Annotated in this window: 16 protein-coding genes; 15 read left to right on the top strand and 1 reads right to left on the bottom strand. The window is 47.7% G+C overall.

Annotated features, from left to right (window positions below; translation table 11 throughout):
• The first annotated feature begins 36 nt into the window (after positions 1-36).
• The 7 genes from gloB to AOC06_RS05370 all read left to right on the top strand — a co-directional run bounded on the left by gloB (position 37) and on the right by AOC06_RS05370 (position 9,835).
• On the top strand, positions 37-849 hold the full coding sequence (gloB, locus tag AOC06_RS05400; RefSeq protein WP_215379267.1) for a hydroxyacylglutathione hydrolase: 813 nt from the start codon (positions 37-39) through the stop codon (positions 847-849).
• Complete coding sequence (locus tag AOC06_RS05395; protein ID WP_255879891.1) at positions 846-2,222, top strand: transglycosylase SLT domain-containing protein; 1,377 nt, start codon at positions 846-848, stop codon at positions 2,220-2,222. Before gloB ends, AOC06_RS05395 begins: the two co-directional genes overlap by 4 nt.
• Positions 2,223-2,276: 54 nt before the next feature.
• Positions 2,277-4,163 (top strand): propionate--CoA ligase, encoded by a 1,887-nt coding sequence (locus AOC06_RS05390; RefSeq protein WP_215379264.1) that lies wholly within the window; start codon positions 2,277-2,279, stop codon positions 4,161-4,163.
• A gap of 207 nt (positions 4,164-4,370) precedes the next feature.
• Entirely contained in the window at positions 4,371-5,555 is a 1,185-nt protein-coding gene (carA, locus tag AOC06_RS05385; RefSeq protein WP_215381841.1) for a glutamine-hydrolyzing carbamoyl-phosphate synthase small subunit, read from the top strand.
• The gene (gene carB / locus AOC06_RS05380; protein ID WP_215379261.1) at positions 5,555-8,818 is read left to right on the top strand and encodes a carbamoyl-phosphate synthase large subunit; all 3,264 of its coding nucleotides are present in this window, start codon (positions 5,555-5,557) and stop codon (positions 8,816-8,818) included. Before carA ends, carB begins: the two co-directional genes overlap by 1 nt.
• 60 nt (positions 8,819-8,878) lie before the next feature.
• Positions 8,879-9,355: a transcription elongation factor GreA gene (gene greA, locus AOC06_RS05375; protein WP_215379259.1), complete on the top strand. Its 477-nt coding sequence runs from the start codon at positions 8,879-8,881 to the stop codon at positions 9,353-9,355.
• A 15-nt stretch (positions 9,356-9,370) separates the two neighbouring features.
• On the top strand, positions 9,371-9,835 hold the full coding sequence (locus tag AOC06_RS05370; protein ID WP_255879890.1) for a DUF4149 domain-containing protein: 465 nt from the start codon (positions 9,371-9,373) through the stop codon (positions 9,833-9,835).
• 13 nt (positions 9,836-9,848) lie between these two features.
• Here AOC06_RS05370 and AOC06_RS05365 read toward each other — a convergent pair whose 3' ends face one another.
• Positions 9,849-10,454, bottom strand: a complete 606-nt coding sequence (locus AOC06_RS05365) for a YhbY family RNA-binding protein (RefSeq protein WP_215379256.1) — start codon at positions 10,452-10,454, stop codon at positions 9,849-9,851.
• Positions 10,455-10,580: 126 nt separating this feature from the next.
• On the opposite strand from AOC06_RS05365, the gene AOC06_RS05360 reads away from it, so the two are divergent.
• From AOC06_RS05360 to pstB, 8 genes are all read left to right on the top strand, one after another.
• Positions 10,581-11,255 carry an RlmE family RNA methyltransferase gene (locus tag AOC06_RS05360; protein WP_215335751.1) on the top strand — a complete coding sequence of 225 codons (675 nt, stop codon included), beginning with the start codon at positions 10,581-10,583 and terminating at the stop codon, positions 11,253-11,255.
• Positions 11,256-11,390: 135 nt separating this feature from the next.
• Entirely contained in the window at positions 11,391-13,313 is a 1,923-nt protein-coding gene (gene ftsH / locus AOC06_RS05355) for an ATP-dependent zinc metalloprotease FtsH (RefSeq protein ID WP_255879889.1), read from the top strand.
• Positions 13,294-14,160, top strand: a complete 867-nt coding sequence (gene folP, locus AOC06_RS05350; protein ID WP_255879888.1) for a dihydropteroate synthase — start codon at positions 13,294-13,296, stop codon at positions 14,158-14,160. Before ftsH ends, folP begins: the two co-directional genes overlap by 20 nt.
• A gap of 8 nt (positions 14,161-14,168) precedes the next feature.
• Entirely contained in the window at positions 14,169-15,512 is a 1,344-nt protein-coding gene (gene glmM / locus AOC06_RS05345) for a phosphoglucosamine mutase (protein ID WP_215379253.1), read from the top strand.
• A gap of 130 nt (positions 15,513-15,642) precedes the next feature.
• The gene (pstS, locus tag AOC06_RS05340; protein WP_215379250.1) at positions 15,643-16,671 is read left to right on the top strand and encodes a phosphate ABC transporter substrate-binding protein PstS; all 1,029 of its coding nucleotides are present in this window, start codon (positions 15,643-15,645) and stop codon (positions 16,669-16,671) included.
• A 75-nt stretch (positions 16,672-16,746) separates the two neighbouring features.
• Positions 16,747-17,736 (top strand): phosphate ABC transporter permease subunit PstC, encoded by a 990-nt coding sequence (gene pstC / locus AOC06_RS05335; RefSeq protein ID WP_215379248.1) that lies wholly within the window; start codon positions 16,747-16,749, stop codon positions 17,734-17,736.
• Complete coding sequence (pstA, locus tag AOC06_RS05330; RefSeq protein ID WP_215379245.1) at positions 17,733-18,599, top strand: phosphate ABC transporter permease PstA; 867 nt, start codon at positions 17,733-17,735, stop codon at positions 18,597-18,599. The genes pstC and pstA overlap by 4 nt, the downstream gene beginning before the upstream one ends.
• 65 nt (positions 18,600-18,664) lie before the next feature.
• On the top strand, positions 18,665-19,453 hold the full coding sequence (gene pstB, locus AOC06_RS05325; RefSeq protein WP_255880097.1) for a phosphate ABC transporter ATP-binding protein PstB: 789 nt from the start codon (positions 18,665-18,667) through the stop codon (positions 19,451-19,453).
• Positions 19,454-19,463 lie beyond the last annotated feature (10 nt).

Genomic DNA, 19,463 nt, shown 5'->3' with positions numbered 1-19,463 from the left:
TTGGGAAGGGGGGGTCGGGGTTGGTATCATGAGTCTATGGACAAGAATACTTTATTACAGGTTTGGCCCATCCCTGCATTCGAGGATAACTATATTTGGTGTATCCATGATGGTCACTCAGCATTGGTGGTTGATCCAGGTGATGCAGCACCCGTTTTAGATTACCTGACTGAAAAGCAATTGCATTTAACAGGCATCCTCATTACCCATCATCATGCTGATCATACTGGCGGTGTATTGCAATTAATTGACGCCATGAAGCCGCATCCAATTCCGGTTTATGGTCCAGCGAGCATTGATATCTCAGGTAGAACCGAAGGACTTTTAGAAGGGGATAAGGTAGAGATTGCCCATCCACGCTTAAGTCTCAAGGTCTTTGAAGTGCCAGGACATACCTTGAGCCACATTGCCTACTTTGCGAACATGCAGGCCAATGTGCTTGAGCCCATGCTGTTTTGTGGCGATACCTTGTTTGCATCGGGTTGCGGGAGATTGTTTGAGGGCACTCCTACCCAGATGAGTGAGTCACTTGCCAAGTTTGCGGCCTTGCCAAAAAACACGCTCGTGTTTTGTACCCATGAGTACACCTTATCGAACATCCGTTTTGCTTTGGCTGTAGAGCCAAACAATACCAACTTGATCGATTGGGCTGAGAGGGCAAAAGCCTTGCGAGCGAAAGGCTTGCCTACCTTGCCAACAACCATTGGCCATGAATTACAAGTCAATCCCTTCATGCGCTGTAACCAGGCTGAGGTAGTTGCTTCAGCGATGGCGATTTCTGGTGAGACAAACTTACCGAGTCCGGCCCATGTATTAGCGGTGATTCGAGCTTGGAAGGATCGGTTTTGATCCGTTGGCCCTATGTGGCAATCTTGATGGTTGCTGTGCTGACAGGTTGCGCTACGGGTGATTGGTCCTCCGATACTCCCACCAAAGGAGGCACCAAGCTATCCCGAGCAACCCGCGTCAATTTAAATAAGCAAAACGTCAGTGACTTAGGTGCACCTTCAGACAATCTTTGGCTTCGCATTCGAGATGGTTTTCAAATGGAGCCAGTGGATTCACCACTGATTGTTGATCAAACGGTTTGGTTAGCTAGTCGGCCAGATTACGTGCAACGCTCGATGAAGCGGTCCTCACCTTATTTGTTTTATATCGTTCAGGAAGTCAATGCGCGCAATATGCCGACTGAACTGGCCTTACTGCCATTTGTAGAGAGTGCTTTTAATCCGCAAGCCAAGTCAGGCGCTAAGGCCATGGGCATTTGGCAATTTATGCCTAAGACTGGAAAAGATTTTCAGTTAACTCAGAATGTCTTCCGTGACGAACGACGCGATGTTTTGCAATCAACCGATGCAGCGCTTGATTACTTAAATCGTCTGCATACTCAATTTGGCAGTTGGGAGCTGGCATTGGCAGCCTACAACTGGGGGTCGGGCAATATTCTCAAGGCCCAAAAAAGAAATCTGGCTGCTGGCTTGCCAACAGACTATTGGAGCTTAACGATGCCTCTAGAGACCAGAGCCTATGTGCCTAAGTTGATGGCTTATCGCGCTCTGGTTTTAGACCCAAGTGCATTTGGGGTAACGTTGCCTGCCTTGGAGAATCATCCTTACTTTATTGCGGTCGATGTCAATAACGATATTGATGTTGCGCTTGCTGCCAAGTTGGCTGAAATGTCTGTCGATGAATTTAAGACGCTCAATCCTTCTTTTAATAAGCCCGTGATTCTCAGTGCAGCCAATCAGCAAATACTCTTGCCTTTCGGACATGCAGAGGTTTATCAAGAGAACCTCAAAAAATACAACAAGCCCCTGTCCACATGGACGGCTGTGAAGGTGGCGCAAACCCAAAGCGCTGAGGCTACTGCGCAAAGTTTGGGCGTGGATTTGGCTACCTTGCGGGAGATCAATGGCATTCCCAAGGGGATGAGAATTAAGGCGGGGTCTACCGTCATCATTCCTAAGACAAGCCGTCGCCCAGGTGATATTTCGGTTGCTCTTGCAGAGACTGCCAGCCTGAGCTTGGAGAAGCCACCGCCACCCCCTAAAAAGACCAAGAAAGGTGTAGCCGGTAAGGGAGCAGTTAAAAACGCCAAGGATACTAAAGTGGCGTCTAAGGGTAATTCCTCCTCCAATCAGGCTGCAACTCAGCATAAATCCGCATCGACAGGACTTGCAAAATCTGCGAAAAAAGATTCCATTAAGACCTCTAGCAACTAAGAGAACCCTCTTGTTAGTCTGAGTGTCAGGAATTTTTTTACTGTCAGGTTAAACATGTCCTACAAAGCGCATCATGAACGCTCTATTCAAGATCCGGATGGTTTCTGGGGAGAGCAGGCCAAATTAGTTCATTGGGAAAAGCCATTTCAGTCCGTTCTCAATTATGCAAACCCACCATTTGCAAAATGGTTTGAAGGCGGTTTAACCAATCTTTGCTACAACGCAGTAGATCGTCACTTAAAAGATCGAGCCGACCAAACTGCTTTGGTCGCAGTGTCTACTGAAACGAATATCGAAAAAACCTATACCTACCAAGAGTTGTATGAAGAGGTCAATCGGCTCGCCGCGATTCTGAAGGCCAATGGTGTGAAGAAGGGCGATCGTGTATTAATTTACATGCCGATGATTGCCGAAGCTTGCTTTGCAATGCTGGCTTGTGTTCGTATCGGTGCAATTCACTCTGTGGTCTTTGGTGGCTTTGCCTCACATAGCTTAGCTTCTCGAATTGATGACGCTAAACCCAAAATGATCATCACTGCTGAGGCAGGAATGCGTGGTGGTAAAGCGGTGCCGTACAAGCCATTACTAGATGAGGCGATTGCCTTAGCAACCGCCAAACCTGAAAAGGTGTTGATTGTGAATCGAGGCTTGGTGAATTTCATACCCGTTCCAGGACGCGACTTAGATTACGCCACAGAGCGTCAAAACCATGTGAACGATATCGTGCCGGTCGAGTGGGTTGACTCGACTCACCCTTCATACATTTTGTATACCTCGGGCACTACTGGTAAACCTAAAGGTGTGCAGCGCGATACCGGCGGCTATACCGTTGCGTTGGCTTCCACCATGAACCACATCTTTTGTGGCAAGCCCGGCGAGACCATGTTCTGTACCTCAGACATTGGTTGGGTAGTGGGGCATAGCTACATTATTTATGCGCCACTGATTCATGGCATGGCAACCATCTTGTATGAGGGCACACCGTTGCGTCCCGATGCTGGTATCTGGTGGCAGTTGGTTGAGAAATACAAAGTTTCAGTGATGTTCTCTGCGCCAACCGCAGTGAGGGTTCTGAAGAAGCAAGACCCCGCATTTTTGAGTAAATATGATCTCTCGAGTTTGCGTGCCCTGTTTTTGGCAGGCGAGCCTTTGGATGAGCCAACCGCAAGCTGGATTCATGATGCGATTCAGAAGCCGATTGTGGATAACTACTGGCAAACCGAAACAGGTTGGCCCATGCTGGCTATACAACGTGGCGTTGAAGTGATGCCCCATAAGTTTGGCTCGCCGGGCGTCCCTTCCTTTGGCTATAACCTGAAGTTGCTCGATGATGCGAGCTCTGCAGAGCTCGGTCCCGACCAAAAAGGGGTGATTGCGATTGAAGGGCCTTTGCCTCCAGGTTGCATGCAAACGGTTTGGGGCGACGATAAGCGCTTTGTCAGCACGTATTGGGAAACGATTCCGGGTAAGACAATATATTCCACCTTTGACTGGGGCATCAAAGATAAAGACGGTTACTTCTTTATCCTGGGTCGAACCGATGATGTGATTAATGTGGCTGGACATCGGCTAGGCACGCGTGAGATTGAAGAGTCGCTCTCTAGCCATCCGAATATCTCTGAAGTGGCCGTGGTGGGTGTTGAGGACAAGCTAAAAGGTCAAGTTGCGATTGGTTTTGCGATCCCAAAAGATGCTTCTAATGTGGCGACGCTAGAGGCGGAGTTAATGAAGACAGTAGATCAGCAGTTGGGAGCCATTGCGCGTCCAGCCAGGGTCTATATCGTGACGGCTTTGCCTAAAACCCGTTCAGGAAAAATAGTTCGTCGTGCACTACAAGCGGTTGCTGAAGGTCGGGATCCTGGAGATATCAGCACCATGGAAGACCAAACGGTCTTGGCGCAAATCAAGCAAATTATTGAGCAAAATCCTATTAAGTCCTAATTAAGGTGCCTGCCAGCCTAATGACCAGGGGAGGAGGGGCGCAGTTCTGCTTTTGGGGTGAACGAGCTGGTATCATTGCAAGGTTCGAAACTCAATAATTACCCTAGCGCTTAAAGACACTCACCTCCCGCAAAAACAGCCTCGGGGTAGTCTTTTGTGAGGTGTTGAGCGTCGGATGGAGCAGGGACTGGAGATGGTTTGTCACCCTTGCTTCCTTCTTTTCCTCCCGCCGTGTTGGCTCTAGCCGACGGCACTTTATTTCCAGGCCATAGTATTGGCGCTCCCGGCGAAACCGTTGGGGAGGTAGTCTTCAATACTGCACTCACTGGCTATCAAGAAATCATTACTGACCCCAGTTACTCGCGTCAAATTGTCACGCTGACTTACCCGCATATTGGTAATGTCGGAGTCAATGCTCAAGATGCGGAGTCAACCCAAATTCATGCTGCTGGTCTAGTCGTTAAAGATTTATCCAGACGGGTCTCGAACTTCCGTTCTGAAGGTAGTCTCGAAGACTATCTGACCAAATCCAAGGTACAGGGCATCTCCGGCGTTGATACTCGGAAGCTCACCCGCATCTTGCGTGATAAGGGCGCTCAATCTGGTGCCATTGTGGCTGGCAAGTTGGGCGACGATATTGAGGCCCTAGGTAAAAAGGCCTTGCAGTTGGCGCAATCCTTCCCAGGGATGTCTGGTTTAGATTTAGCAAAGGTAGTTACAACTAAGAAATCCTACCCATGGCGTGAAGCCGAGTGGGAATTGCATGGCCCTGATGGCAAGCCAGCCTATCGCAGCTTAGAGCAAAGTAAGCCTCTCAAAAAAGTAGTGGCCTATGACTTTGGTGTGAAATTCAATATTTTGCGCATGCTAGCTGAACGTGGTTGCGACCTCACTGTAGTTCCTGCACAAACCAGTGCTGCAGAGGTATTGGCTATGAATCCCGATGGCGTGTTCTTCTCTAATGGCCCTGGCGATCCCGGCCCATGCGATTATGCGATTGCGGCTGCCAAAGAAATCATTGAGAAGGGCGTGCCAACCTTTGGTATTTGCTTAGGACATCAAATTATGGGATTGGCCGCTGGCGCTAAGACATTGAAGATGAAGTTTGGTCACCATGGCGCTAACCATCCCGTTAAAGATTTAGATAGTGGGCGCGTTGCAATCACTTCGCAGAATCATGGCTTTGCGGTAGATCCCAATACCTTGCCCGATACCGTGCGCGTTACACACATTTCATTATTTGATGGTTCATTACAGGGCCTGGCTTGGAAAGATAAACTCGCTTTGTGCTTCCAAGGCCACCCAGAAGCCTCGCCTGGACCACATGACATTGCGTATTTGTTTGATCGATTTGTGGAGCTCATGAATGCCAGCAACAAAGGAGGCAAATAATGCCTAAGCGTAGCGACATTAAGAGCATTCTGATTATTGGTGCTGGCCCGATTGTGATTGGTCAAGCTTGTGAGTTTGACTATTCCGGAGCGCAGGCTTGTAAGGCATTGCGTGATGAGGGCTACAAAGTGATTTTGGTCAATAGCAACCCTGCGACCATCATGACCGACCCCGAGATGGCGGATGTAACCTACATCGAGCCGATTACTTGGGAAGTGGTAGAGCGCATCATCGCTACCGAGAAGCCAGATGCGATTCTCCCAACGATGGGTGGTCAAACCGCATTGAACTGTGCACTGGATTTACATCGCCACGGTGTATTAGAAAAATACGGCTGTGAATTGATTGGCGCTTCACCTGAGGCAATTGATAAGGCAGAAGATCGTCAAAAGTTCAAAGAGGCGATGACCAAAATTGGTCTAGGCTCTGCCAAGTCTGGGATTGCCCATTCGCTAGATGAAGCTCATGAAGTACAGCAACGCATTCAACAAGAAACTGGTAGCGCCGGTTTCCCGGTAGTGATCCGTCCATCATTCACCATGGGTGGATCAGGCGGTGGTATTGCTTATAACCGCGAAGAGTTTGAAGAAATCTGCAAACGCGGTTTAGATCTCTCACCGACCCACGAACTGCTGATTGAAGAGTCGCTCTTGGGTTGGAAAGAATTTGAGATGGAAGTGGTGCGAGATCGTGCTGATAACTGCATCATTGTTTGCTCGATTGAAAACTTAGATCCGATGGGCGTTCATACCGGTGACTCGATTACGGTCGCACCTGCTCAAACCTTGACCGATAAAGAATATCAAATCATGCGTAATGCATCGATTGCGGTCTTGCGCGAGATCGGCGTAGATACTGGCGGTTCAAACGTGCAGTTCTCGATTAACCCAGCTGATGGGCGCATGATTGTGATTGAGATGAACCCACGGGTATCTCGCTCATCTGCATTGGCTTCTAAAGCGACTGGTTTCCCAATCGCGAAGATTGCTGCCAAGTTGGCAGTCGGATACACCTTAGATGAACTCAAGAATGACATCACAGGTGGTGCAACACCTGCATCCTTCGAGCCGTCAATCGACTATGTCGTGACCAAGATTCCTCGCTTTGCTTTTGAGAAGTTCCCGCAAGCAGATTCACGTTTAACTACTCAGATGAAATCCGTTGGTGAAGTGATGGCGATTGGCCGCACCTTCCAAGAGTCCTTCCAAAAAGCCCTACGTGGTCTTGAGGTGGGGGTAGATGGTTTAGATGAAGTGTCTACTGATTTAGACGACATCATTCAAGAAATTGGTGAGCCTGGCCCTGATCGTATTTGGTATTTGGCTGATGCCTTCCGGATGGGAATGGGTTTAGATGAGATCTACGCTGAAACTAAAGTCGATCCTTGGTTCTTAGAGCAAATTGAAGAGCTCATTACCATGGAGACTGAGCTTAAGCAGCGCAAGATCGATAGCCTGTCAGCAGCAGAACTGCGTTTTGTAAAGCAGAAGGGATTCTCGGATCGCAGACTCGCTAAATTACTCGGCGTCGATGCATCATCCATTCGCTCTGCACGTCATCGTCTCAAAGTCACCCCTGTTTATAAGCGGGTAGATACGTGCGCAGCAGAATTCGCTACTAATACTGCTTATATGTATTCCACCTATGAAGCTGAGCATGGTGAGTGCGAGTCAAATCCAACGAATCGTGACAAGATCATGGTGCTCGGTGGTGGACCCAATCGCATCGGTCAGGGTATTGAGTTTGACTACTGCTGCGTCCATGCTGCGCTGGCCATGCGTGACGATGGTTTTGAAACCATCATGGTGAACTGTAATCCAGAAACTGTTTCTACTGACTATGACACTTCTGATCGTCTCTACTTTGAGCCATTGACGCTTGAAGATGTTTTAGAGATTGTCGCTAAAGAGAAGCCTAAGGGCGTCATCGTCCAGTATGGTGGTCAAACCCCCTTGAAGTTGGCATTGGATCTTGAGAAGAATGGTGTGCCTATTATTGGTACTTCGCCTGACATGATTGATGCGGCTGAAGATCGTGAGCGTTTCCAGAAACTTCTGCAAGATTTGGGCTTACGTCAACCACCTAACCGCACCGCACGCGCTGAAGATGAGGCACTCAAGCTCGCTGAAGAAATTGGCTATCCATTGGTAGTTCGTCCTTCTTATGTTTTGGGTGGTCGTGCAATGGAAATCGTGCACGATGGCAGAGATCTCGAACGCTATATGCGTGAAGCTGTCAAAGTATCTAATGATTCTCCTGTGCTTTTAGATCGCTTCTTGAATGACGCGATTGAGTGTGATGTGGATTGCATCAGCGACGGTAAGCGGGTATTTATCGGCGGAGTGATGGAGCATATTGAGCAGGCTGGAGTTCACTCTGGTGACTCTGCATGTTCCTTGCCACCGTATTCTCTCTCTGAGGAAACTGTAAGTGAGATCAAGCGTCAAACTGCTGCGATGGCAAAAGGTTTGAATGTAGTTGGTCTAATGAACGTCCAGTTTGCGATTCAGAATGTCAATGGTCTGGATGTGATTTATGTGCTTGAAGTTAATCCCCGCGCCTCCCGGACCGTTCCTTTTGTCTCTAAAGCTACTGGCTTGCAGCTGGCTAAGATTGCTGCCCGTTGCATGGTGGGGCAATCACTCGACCAGCAGGGTATTGAGGCTGAAGTGAAGCCACCGTATTTCTCTGTCAAGGAAGCCGTTTTCCCATTCAATAAATTTCCTGGCATTGATCCAATCTTGGGGCCAGAGATGCGCTCCACAGGTGAGGTTATGGGTGTCGGTAAAACCTTTGGTGAGGCGCTCTTCAAATCTCAACTGGGTGCTGGAACGAAGTTGCCTAAGACGGGCACGGTTGCTCTGACTGTCAAGGATAGTGACAAGGCGAAGGCAGTTGAAGTCGCTAAGTTATTACATCAACTGGGCTTCCCAATGGTTGCTACCAAAGGCACCGCAGCAGCAATTGAAGCGGCTGGATTGCCTGTTCGAGTAGTGAATAAAGTAAAAGATGGTCGTCCACATATTGTGGATTTGATTAAGAACGGTGAAATCTCCCTGGTATTTACTACAGTGGATGAAACCCGGGCTGCCATTGCGGATTCACGTTCGATTCGGACCAGTGCTCAGGCGCAAGGGATTACCTACTACACCACGATTAGTGCTGCGCGTGCGGTGATGGATGGTTTGCTTGCATCTCAGCATGGCGGAAATGAGTCGCTTGAGGTGTACTCTTTACAGAATTTACATCTACTGCTGAATTAATCTAAAATCAGGCCTTGCGCGATTTGCGCAAGGCAATCGATTCTTATTTAGGTTAGCGGTATGAGCACAATTCCCATTACTAAGCGTGGTGCAGAACTTCTGAAAGAGGAGTTACATCGCCTCAAACATATTGAGCGTCCTTCCGTCATCAATGCAATCTCTGAAGCGCGCGCACAAGGCGACCTCTCTGAGAATGCTGAATATGATGCAGCCAAAGAAAAGCAGGGCTTCATTGAGGGGCGCATTCAAGAATTAGAAAGCAAGTTGTCTGCTGCTCAAGTGATTGATCCTGCTTCATTAGATGTCAACGGTCGAGTAGTCTTTGGTGCAACAGTTGATCTTGAAGATTTAGAAGACGGCACTCAATTTACTTATCAAATTGTGGGCGACGATGAGGCTGATATCGCTAGTAACTTGATTTCGATCAGCTCACCAATCGCGCGTGCACTCATTAGTAAAGAAGAGGGCGATGTGGTTGCAGTGCAAGCTCCTGGTGGAAATCGGGAAGTTGAAATCTTGGCGATTCGATATATCTAAGCCTCTCAGTCATCAGTGTCCGCATCTAAAGCACCAAGGTTTTTCACTGTCGTCGCTGGCCTCTGGGTTGGCAGCATGTTGGCAGCCGGCTATCTCGTTGCGCCAGCATTGTTTACCATTCTGACTGACCATCAGGTGGCCGGCATGATTGCTGGCGATATTTTCAGAATCGAAGCCTACTTGAGTTTTGTAGTTTGCTTGGTGCTCTTGGTCATGGCCAACCGCTTCGTGAATCAGGGGCAATTCCAGTACCAATCCATGCGTTGGCTTTTATTGGCAATGCTAATTTGCAGCCTGATTGGTAGTGTTGTCTTATTACCTTGGATGAGTGCTTTAAGAGATCAGGCCTTGCTTGAAGGGATGCCTGTCATGCAATCACCTGCGGCTACCATGTTTGGTCGCCTCCATGGTGCTTCCAGCATCGTTTATCTGATTCAAAGCCTCTTGGGTATCAAGCTCGTCTGGGATGCCACCAAATAACGGTATTCAGCGTTTAGCCTAAGAGTTTTTTCTTGGTGCTACTCATTCTGACTTTACGTTTCTTGATTGGCGCTGGAGCCGCAGCTGCTTTGCGGTAGCCAGGTGATGACCAGCCAATTTTGGATTCAGCAGCTTCCGAACGTAAGACTCGCTTCTTGGGTGTTTTGCTCGCTGTCTTGACAACAGCCGCACGTGCGAAAGGAGATTTACTGGCGCTTGAGCGACGGTCAGATCTTTCAGAAGTGCTCGTACGTTTACCCGCAGTTGATTTGCGAGGTGCTTGCAAAGTCTTTTTAGTTTGCTTGCTAGAACGACCTAAATGCAAAAGGTGTTCATCGATTTCTTGTTTGGGCTTCCAGAGCACGAATAGTTTGCCGATGTGTTGAACTGGAGCGGCACCTAATTGGTCGCACAAAGTTTCGTACATTGCGATACGCGCCTCACGATCATCGCCTAATACGCGCACTTTAATCAAGCCATGGCTTGCAATGGCTAATTTGGCTTCTTTAATGACCGCAGGGCTTAAACCAGTATTGCCAATCATGACGACGGGACTAAGACTATGGGCTTCAGCCTTGAGGGCTTTACGTTGGGCTGGGGTGAGAGTAAGAGCAGTCATGGTGTGGATGATAGAGCATGCAGCCCCGAATTGAGCTTAGATGAGGCTATTTGAGCCGATTTTGTACAGATTCTTTGCCTTGTGATCTATAAACAAGGAAAATAGCCCTCTGAAAGTGGACAAGCTGTGGCAAAAAATAAATTTAATAAAAGTTGGTTACAAGATCATCTAACTGATCCCTATGTGAAGATGGCCCAAAAAGAGGGTTATCGCGCACGTGCGGTTTACAAGCTCTCTGAAATTGACGAACAAGATCATCTCATTAAGGCTGGCATGACCATTGTTGACCTTGGCAGTGCGCCAGGTAGTTGGTCTCAGTACGCTCGCAATCGCCTGACTGAGCTCGGCAAGAGCAATCCCGCTATTGAATCTGGCAAGCCCGATGGCACCATCATTGCGATTGATTTATTGCCAATGGAAGATATTGCTGATGTGAGCTTTATACAGGGGGACTTTCGGGAAGACGAGGGGCTAAAAGCCTTAGAGGCATTGTTGCCCGCCGCCGATCATGGCAGAGTGGACTTGGTTCTTTCTGATATGGCGCCAAACCTATCTGGTGTTGGCGTGGCAGACTCAGCCCGCATGGCTTTCTTGGCTGAAATTGCTTTGGAGTTTGCGGTAAATCACCTTAAGCCTGATGGGGCTTTGTTAATCAAGTGCTTCCATGGCAGTGGCTATAGCCAGATTGTGGAGACCTTTAAAAAGGTTTTCAAAACGGTAGCCTCCCGTAAGCCTAAGGCTTCCCGGGATCGCTCCTCCGAAACCTTTCTCCTTGGACGCACACTAAAGACTCCTAAATAGGGCAATAACCCCCCGATTTACATGGGTTTATTAAATAAACCCACTCCAAGCCCTTGAAAAAGCCTGGTAGTAGAATCAAATACTTAGGTATCAGCAATGCAATTACTCCCGGATTAATCCGGCAAAGGCCTCGTTTTGAATAGCAATATGTTCCAAAAAGTGGGTATCTGGCTCGTTGTGGGCCTCGTCCTATTTACAGTGTTCAAGCAATTTGATAAGCCCAAAGATCAGCCGCAAGTGACTTACTCGCAATTTATGGAAGATTCCAAAGCGGGCAAGATTAAACGCGTTGATGTGCAGGGTCGAACATTACAAGTGACACCAAATGATGGTGCCAAGTATTCCATTATTTCTCCTGGCGATATTTGGATGGTGGGTGACTTAATGAAATACGGTGTTCAAGTAACCGGTAAAGCCGACGATGAACCCAATATGTTTGTTTCTGCTTTGTACTACCTTGGACCTACGCTACTCATTATTGGTTTCTGGTTTTTCATGATGCGTCAGATGCAAGGCGGTGGTAAGGGTGGGGCATTTTCATTTGGAAAATCCAAAGCGCGCCTGATTGATCAAAATAGTAATACCGTCACCTTTGCTGATGTCGCGGGTTGCGATGAGGCTAAAGAAGAAGTGTTTGAGTTAGTCGACTTCTTAAAAGATCCGCAGAAGTTTCAGAAACTGGGTGGCCGAATTCCCCATGGTGTCTTGCTAGTAGGACCTCCTGGAACCGGTAAGACCCTGTTAGCCCGTGCTATTGCAGGTGAAGCTAAGGTACCGTTCTTTTCTATCTCAGGCTCTGACTTTGTTGAGATGTTTGTCGGGGTTGGCGCATCACGCGTGCGTGATATGTTTGAGAACGCCAAGAAAAATTCACCTTGCATCATCTTTATTGACGAGATCGATGCAGTAGGTCGTCATCGTGGCGCTGGTATGGGCGGTGGTAACGATGAGCGTGAGCAAACCCTGAATCAAATGCTGGTGGAGATGGACGGTTTTGAAAGTAATAGCGGCGTGATCGTCGTTGCTGCTACCAACCGTTCGGATGTGCTGGATCGCGCTTTACTTCGTCCAGGCCGCTTTGACCGTCAAGTCCATGTTGGCTTGCCTGACATTCGGGGTCGCGAACAAATTCTGCAAGTGCATATGCGCAAAGTGCCGATTGATCCAGATGTCAATGCTGCCGTCTTAGCGCGTGGTACACCTGGGTTCTCCGGTGCCGATTTAGCAAACTTAGTTAACGAAGCCGCTTTGTTTGCTGCGCGTCGCAATAAGCGTGCAGTCGATATGAAAGACTTTGAAGACGCTAAGGACAAAATCTACATGGGTCCTGAGCGTAAGTCTGCAGTGATGCGAGAAGAAGAGCGGCGTAACACCGCGTATCACGAGTCTGGCCATGCTGTGGTCGCTAAGGTATTGCCTAAAGCGGATCCAGTGCACAAAGTCACCATCATGCCGCGCGGTATGGCATTGGGCGTCACTTGGCAGTTGCCAGAGTTTGATCGCGTCAATCTGTATAAAGATCGCATGTTGGAAGAGTTGGCCATTTTGTTTGGTGGTCGAGCTGCAGAAGAAATCTTCTTGCACTCGATGAGTACTGGGGCATCAAACGACTTTGAGCGTGCTACTAAAATGGCCCGCGACATGGTGACCCGTTTTGGTATGAGTGATAGCTTGGGTACGATGGTCTATGTCGACACTGAGTCTGAGAGTATTTTTGGTCGTACCAGTTCTAAAACAGTTTCTGAACTCACTCAGCAAAAAGTGGATGCAGAAATTAGGGCCTTGATTGATAGTCAATATGCTTTGGCACGTTCGATTCTTGAACAGAATCGCGACAAGGTTGAGGCGATGGTTGCTGCTTTGCTTGAGTGGGAAACCTTAGACGCTGATCAGATTACCGACATCATGGAAGGTCGTCCACCACGCACGCCTAAGCCACCACCCGTAACGACTGTCTTTGGTAATTCGGCTGGGACAACTGCGCCAGTAGTGGAAAGTACAGCTTCTACTGCATTTGGTAGCGGACCAGCATCGGGAAGTGCGCCAGCAACTGCGTAATTCTGAGTCCGTAGTTCAGCCCGCAACCTGGCGTTGCGGGCGTTTTCTTTTTGAGCCTCGCAAACGCCCATTAGTGATGGGTATTCTGAACACGACACCTGATTCATTTTCTGATGGTGGCCAGTTCCAATCGGCTAAGGCTGCCTTGATCCATGCTGAGCAGATGATTGAGAGTGGAGTGGACATCATCGATATTGGTGGTGAGTCTACTAGGCCTGGTGCAGAACCTATTGCACTTCAAGAAGAGCTTGATCGTGTTATGCCGGTGATTGAGTTGTTGCGCGATTGCGGAGTGGCGCTCTCGATTGACACCTACAAGTCTGCAACGATGCAGGCAGCGCTTAACGCTGGTGTGGATTGCGTTAATGATATTTGGGGGCTACGCCAAGAGGGGGCTATTGAGGTGGTAGCGAATCATCCCCAATGTGGCATTGTTCTGATGCATATGCAGCGAGATCCTCAGACTATGCAATTTGATCCACATTACGATGATGTCATTGCGCAAGTGAGCACCTTCTTAATGGAGAGGGCAAATGTTTTAATTCACCAAGGCGTATCAGCAGATCGAATCGCGCTTGATCCTGGTTTCGGCTTCGGTAAAAGCCTGGAACACAACCTCAGGATGCTATCCCAGTTCGAACACTTTTCCCAGTTGGGATTTCCTGTGCTCGCAGGAATTTCTCGTAAATCGATGCTAGGTAAACTCACTGGGCGCGAGTCGGATGATCGCTTGGCCAGTAGTATTGCTGCTGTGATCTTGGCTGCGGATCGGGGCGCCCGGATTGTACGAGTGCACGACGTACCCGAGACCATCGATGCTCTCAAGCTCTGGGAAGCAGTCCTATAATTCATCTTATGAAAAAAGAATACTTTGGTACTGACGGTATTCGCGGAGAAGTCGGTCGGTTTCCGATCCTCCCGGATTTTATGATTCGCCTTGGCTATGCTGCCGGTATTGTTCTTACACGCCAAGCTAAGCCCGGCGAACGCTGTACGGTATTGATCGGTAAAGATACGCGCGTCTCAGGCTACTTGTTAGAGTCGGCATTAGAGGCTGGCTTCGTCTCTGCTGGAGTCGATGTTCTATTGTGTGGTCCCATGCCTACTCCAGGCGTTGCTTATCTCACTAAAGCCTTACGTTTATCTGCTGGAGTCGTGATCTCCGCTTCTCATAATTTGTACCAAGATAATGGAGTGAAGTTTTTCTCTGCGCAGGGCGATAAGCTTTCGGATGACTTTGAGCTCGCCATTGAGGCTGAGCTGGAAAAACCTTTGGGATGCCTTAGTTCCGAACATTTAGGTAAGGTATCTCGTTTAAGTGCTCCAGCCGGACGCTATATTGAATTTTGTAAATCAACTTTTCCGGGCGAGCTGAATTTGCGCGGTATGAAGTTGGTGGTTGATTGTGCCAATGGCGCGGCTTACCAAATTGCCCCCAATGTCTTTCGAGAACTTGGTGCTGAAGTGATTTCAATTGGCGTAGAGCCCAATGGCCGCAATATTAATGATCAGTGCGGTGCAACTGCGCCACACGCTTTAATAGCCAAGGTTAAAGAAGTAGGGGCCGATCTTGGGATTGCCTTAGACGGTGATGCAGACCGATTGCAAATGGTAGATCAAACCGGTCGCTTATTTAATGGCGATGAATTGTTGTACGTATTGGCAAAGGATCGACTCGATCGTGGTGCACCACTTGGTGGCGTAGTGGGTACTTTAATGACCAATTTAGCCGTAGAAAATGCGATTAAAGTATTGGGCATTCAATTTGAGCGTGCCGCAGTAGGCGATCGTTATGTGCTGGAGTTGCTCAAGCAAAACTCTTGGATGCTGGGCGGCGAGGGGTCTGGGCATTTGCTTTGCCTCGATCAGCACACGACCGGCGATGGCATTATTGCCGCCCTACAGGTTTTGGCGGCAATGAGTCAGCAAAAGAAAACCCTGGTTCAACTCTTGGACTCAGTAACGATTTATCCTCAGGTTTTGCTCAATATCAAAATGAAGCCTGGCTACGACTGGAGGGCCGATGAGAAGCTCAAGGCTCAAATTGCTCAAGTTGAGGCTGATCTTCGAAATACTGGTAGGGTGCTGATTCGTCCATCTGGTACCGAACCTGTATTAAGAGTCATGGTTGAGGCTCAGGATCAGGCTATCGCTCTCAAGAGCGCAAAAAGCATCGCTGATTTAGTCCCCAATGTCTAAAACTCTACTCTGAGGCCCAAAAACCCAGATTTAGGCCTTTTTTGATGACCTAATGTCATAAAAGAGTCATACGTAAATCGTATCGTCCATGTGTTGTTATCTCTCGATTTCTATACAAGGACATCCTCAAATGAAACTCTCTTTTAAACAGGCTTTAGTTGCTGGAGCCGTAGCATTATCAGTATCTTCTGCTGCAATGGCTACTGAAATGACTGGTGCTGGTTCTTCTTTTATCTACCCAGTACTCTCTAAATGGGCTGAAGCTTACAAAGCTAAAACTGGTAACAGCTTGAACTATCAATCGATCGGTTCTGGCGGTGGTATCAAGCAAATTAAGGCGAAGACAGTAGATTTTGGCGCAACTGACGCTCCAATGAGCTTTGAAGAGCTCCAAGCTGGTGGCATGGTTCAGTTCCCTGCAATCATCGGTGGTGTGGTACCTGTTGTGAACATCGACGGTATTAAGCCAGGTCAGTTGAAATTGTCCAGCGACGTTCTCTCTGATATTTTCCAAGGTACTTTAACTAACTGGAATGACAAGCGTATCGCCTTGTTGAACCCAGGCGTTCAGATTCCGGCTGGTGATATCACTGTTGTAACCCGTGCTGATGGTTCAGGTACAACTGCAATCTTTACTAACTACCTCTCTAAAGTAAATAAGAGCTGGAAAGATAACGTAGGTTTTGGTGCTGCTGTTAAATGGCCAGCTGCTTCTACTGTAAGCGGTAAGGGTAACGAAGGTGTTGCAGCAAACGTAAGTCGTATCAAGAATTCAATCGGTTATGTTGAGTTTGCTTACGCTAAGAAAAACAACATGAGCTACACCCAGATGAAGAATGCGGACGAGAAGTTTGTATTGCCTACTGCTGCTGCATTCGCTGCTGCTTCTGCTGGTACTGACTGGTCTAAATTCCCAGGAATGGAAACATTCATTACCAACGCTCCTGGTGCTGCTTCATGGCCAATTACTGGCGCTACTTTCGTTGTCATCTACAAAAAGCCTGATAACAAAGCAAACGCTGCTGAAGTGATCAAGTTCTTTGATTTCGGTTTCAAAGATGGCGGCAAGATGGCTTCTGAACTCGATTACGTTCCAATGCCTGAAGCAACAACCAACTTCATTCGTAAGAGTGTTTGGTCACAGGTTGATGTTAAGTAATTCTTAATAGAATAAATTCGGCCCCAAAGTAATTTGGGGCCATTTTTATCTTCACGCAATACAAATAAAGTCAATATGCAATCGACATCCTCCACACTAGGTCTACCAAGCGCTAAGGCAGTTCAGATCGCCCGTAGACAGCGTATCCAAGATTTTCTCTTTCATGCTATCACCCAATTCTTCTCGATGTTGGTGTTATTTGTTTTGGCCGGAATCATCGGATCTCTTTTGATCAATGCATGGCCAGCCTTAAAGACATTCGGCCCTGGATTTTTCTTGGACGACGAGTGGGATATTGTTAATGATCAGTTTGGCGGTTTAATTTCGATCTATGGAACATTGGTTTCATCGATTATTGCTTTGGCAATTGCTGTACCTCTCAGTTTTGGCATCGCTGTCTTTTTGACAGAGATGTGCCCAGATTTTTTGAAGCGTCCCTTGGGAACCGCTGTCGAGCTGTTGGCTGCAGTGCCATCGATTATTTACGGTATGTTTGGCTTATTCGTATTCGCTCCTATTTTTGGCGACTATATTGAACCCGTGCTTCAAGCTACTCTCGGCAAGATCCCGCTCTTAGGTATTCTTTTTTCTGGTCCGACCAACGGCATTGGTATGTTGTGTGCCGGCCTGATTCTGGCCATGATGATCCTGCCTTTTATTGCATCTGTGATGCGCGACGTATTTGAAATTGTTCCCCCAGTCTTAAAAGAGTCAGCTTATGGTATCGGTTGTACACGCTGGGAAGTCGTTACACGGATTGTTTTGCCATATACCCAAGCTGGTGTAGTTGGTGGTGTCATGCTCGGTTTGGGCAGAGCCTTGGGTGAAACGATGGCCGTTACTTTTGTGATTGGTAACGCGAGCCGCATCTCCCCATCTTTATTTGCTCCAGGCAGTTCTATTGCCTCAACCTTAGCCAATCAATTTGGTGAGGCAGATGCAGGATTGCATTTCTCTTCCTTATTTGCCTTAGGTTTGGCGCTCTTTTTTATTACCTTCGTGGTTTTGGCTTTAGCTAAGTGGATGTTGCTCAGTATGGAAAAAGCTAAAGGAGTGAAATCATGAGTCAAATTGCAAATATTAATCAAGCCGTTTTCGCTCGTCGTCAGCGGACCAACAAAATTGGCCTTACTTTGTCTATGCTCGCCATGGCTTTAGGTATGATTTTCTTGATTTGGATTTTGGCAACCCTATTTATTAAAGGTTTTGCTGCAGTTAACCTCAATATGTTCACGATGAGTACGCCTGCACCTGGCTCAGAGGGGGGTGGCTTGGCAAACGCCATCATTGGTAGCTTGATGTTGATCGCATCTTGTACTTTGATTAGCACCCCAGTGGGTGTCCTTGCTGGTTTGTATCTCTCTGAATACGGCGATCGCAGTAAGATTGCGGCGGTAACCCGTTTTGTGACCGATATTATGTTATCGGCACCATCGATTGTGATTGGCTTGTTCGTCTATGCCTTATTTGTGGCGCAAGTAAAGCACTTCTCTGGCTGGGCAGGCACGATTGCGTTGGCTTTAATTGCCGTTCCAGTGGTGGTGCGTACTACTGAGAATATGTTGCGTTTGGTTCCCGGCAGTTTGCGTGAAGCCGCTTATGCCTTGGGAACGCCAAAATGGAAGGTCGCTTTTTACGTCACCTTACGCGCAGCAAAGAGCGGCATCATGACTGGTATCTTGTTGGCTCTTGCGCGAGTCAGCGGTGAAACAGCACCATTATTGTTTACTGCATTGAACAATCAATTCTTCTCTACCAATATGAATGCGCCGATGGCGAACTTACCAGTGGTGATTTTCCAATTTGCGATGAGTCCTTATGACAACTGGGTTGACCTCGCATGGGGCGGCTCTTTACTCATTACGTTTGCAGTGTTGGGCTTGAACATCCTTGCCCGTGTGGTATTCCGTGAGAAAGCACAAGGATGAGTGATATGAAAACAATGTTCAACTTAAATAAGATTGATAGTGAAGGCTTGAGGAGTAAATCGAATATGAATACAGAAAATAGTTCGCAATCTAGTGATGCAGTTAATGCTCTAGAAATCCGGAATCTCAATTTTTACTACGGTTCTTTCAAGGGTCTAAAAGATATCAATATGAATATCGAAGAGGGTAAAGTGACTGCCTTCATCGGCCCTTCTGGCTGCGGCAAATCCACTTTGCTCCGCACTATGAACCGCATGTATGACCTCTATCCAGGTCAGCGCGCTGAAGGTGAGATTAATTTTTACGGCAACAATATTTTGAATCCTGGTCAGGATTTGAATCTATTGCGCTCACGGATTGGTATGGTTTTCCAAAAACCAACCCCATTTCCAATGTCCATTTATGAGAACATTGCCTTTGGTGTGCGTCTCTATGAGAACCTCAATCGTTCCGAAATGGATGAGCGAGTCGAGTGGGCTTTGAATAAAGCGGCTTTGTGGACCGAAGCGAAAGATAAGCTCAATCAAAGTGGTTTATCCCTTTCTGGCGGTCAGCAACAGCGTCTGTGTATTGCTCGTGGTGTTGCAGTCAAGCCTTCTGTGATTTTGTTGGATGAGCCTACCTCCGCTTTGGATCCGATCTCTACCGGTAAGATCGAAGAATTGATTTCTGAGCTGAAAAACGATTACACCATTGCTATCGTGACCCACAATATGCAGCAAGCGGCGCGTGTATCGGATTACACTGCCTACATGTATCTTGGCAGCTTAATTGAGTTTGGTAAGACAGATGAGTTGTTTATTAAACCTAAGCGCAAAGAAACAGAAGACTACATTACCGGTCGCTTTGGTTAATTGGAGATGA

The organism is Polynucleobacter paludilacus (assembly GCF_018687595.1).
GTDB classification, from domain to species: Bacteria; Pseudomonadota; Gammaproteobacteria; order Burkholderiales; family Burkholderiaceae; genus Polynucleobacter; species Polynucleobacter paludilacus.
The sequence above is the reverse complement of the archived record's forward strand: the minus strand, read 5'-3'. Positions and strand labels throughout refer to the sequence as shown.

Excerpts from the sequence above, each read along its gene's own strand:
- glmM (WP_215379253.1), top strand. The coding sequence starts at position 14,169 with ATGAAAAAAGAATACTTTGGTACTGACGGTATTCGCGGAGAAGTCGGT.
- carB (WP_215379261.1), top strand. The coding sequence starts at position 5,555 with ATGCCTAAGCGTAGCGACATTAAGAGCATTCTGATTATTGGTGCTGGC.
- AOC06_RS05365 (WP_215379256.1), bottom strand. The coding sequence starts at position 10,454 with ATGACTGCTCTTACTCTCACCCCAGCCCAACGTAAAGCCCTCAAGGCT.
- pstC (WP_215379248.1), top strand. The coding sequence starts at position 16,747 with ATGCAATCGACATCCTCCACACTAGGTCTACCAAGCGCTAAGGCAGTT.
- pstB (WP_255880097.1), top strand. The coding sequence starts at position 18,665 with ATGAATACAGAAAATAGTTCGCAATCTAGTGATGCAGTTAATGCTCTA.
- gloB (WP_215379267.1), top strand. The coding sequence starts at position 37 with ATGGACAAGAATACTTTATTACAGGTTTGGCCCATCCCTGCATTCGAG.
- pstS (WP_215379250.1), top strand. The coding sequence starts at position 15,643 with ATGAAACTCTCTTTTAAACAGGCTTTAGTTGCTGGAGCCGTAGCATTA.
- greA (WP_215379259.1), top strand. The coding sequence starts at position 8,879 with ATGAGCACAATTCCCATTACTAAGCGTGGTGCAGAACTTCTGAAAGAG.
- AOC06_RS05390 (WP_215379264.1), top strand. The coding sequence starts at position 2,277 with ATGTCCTACAAAGCGCATCATGAACGCTCTATTCAAGATCCGGATGGT.
- pstA (WP_215379245.1), top strand. The coding sequence starts at position 17,733 with ATGAGTCAAATTGCAAATATTAATCAAGCCGTTTTCGCTCGTCGTCAG.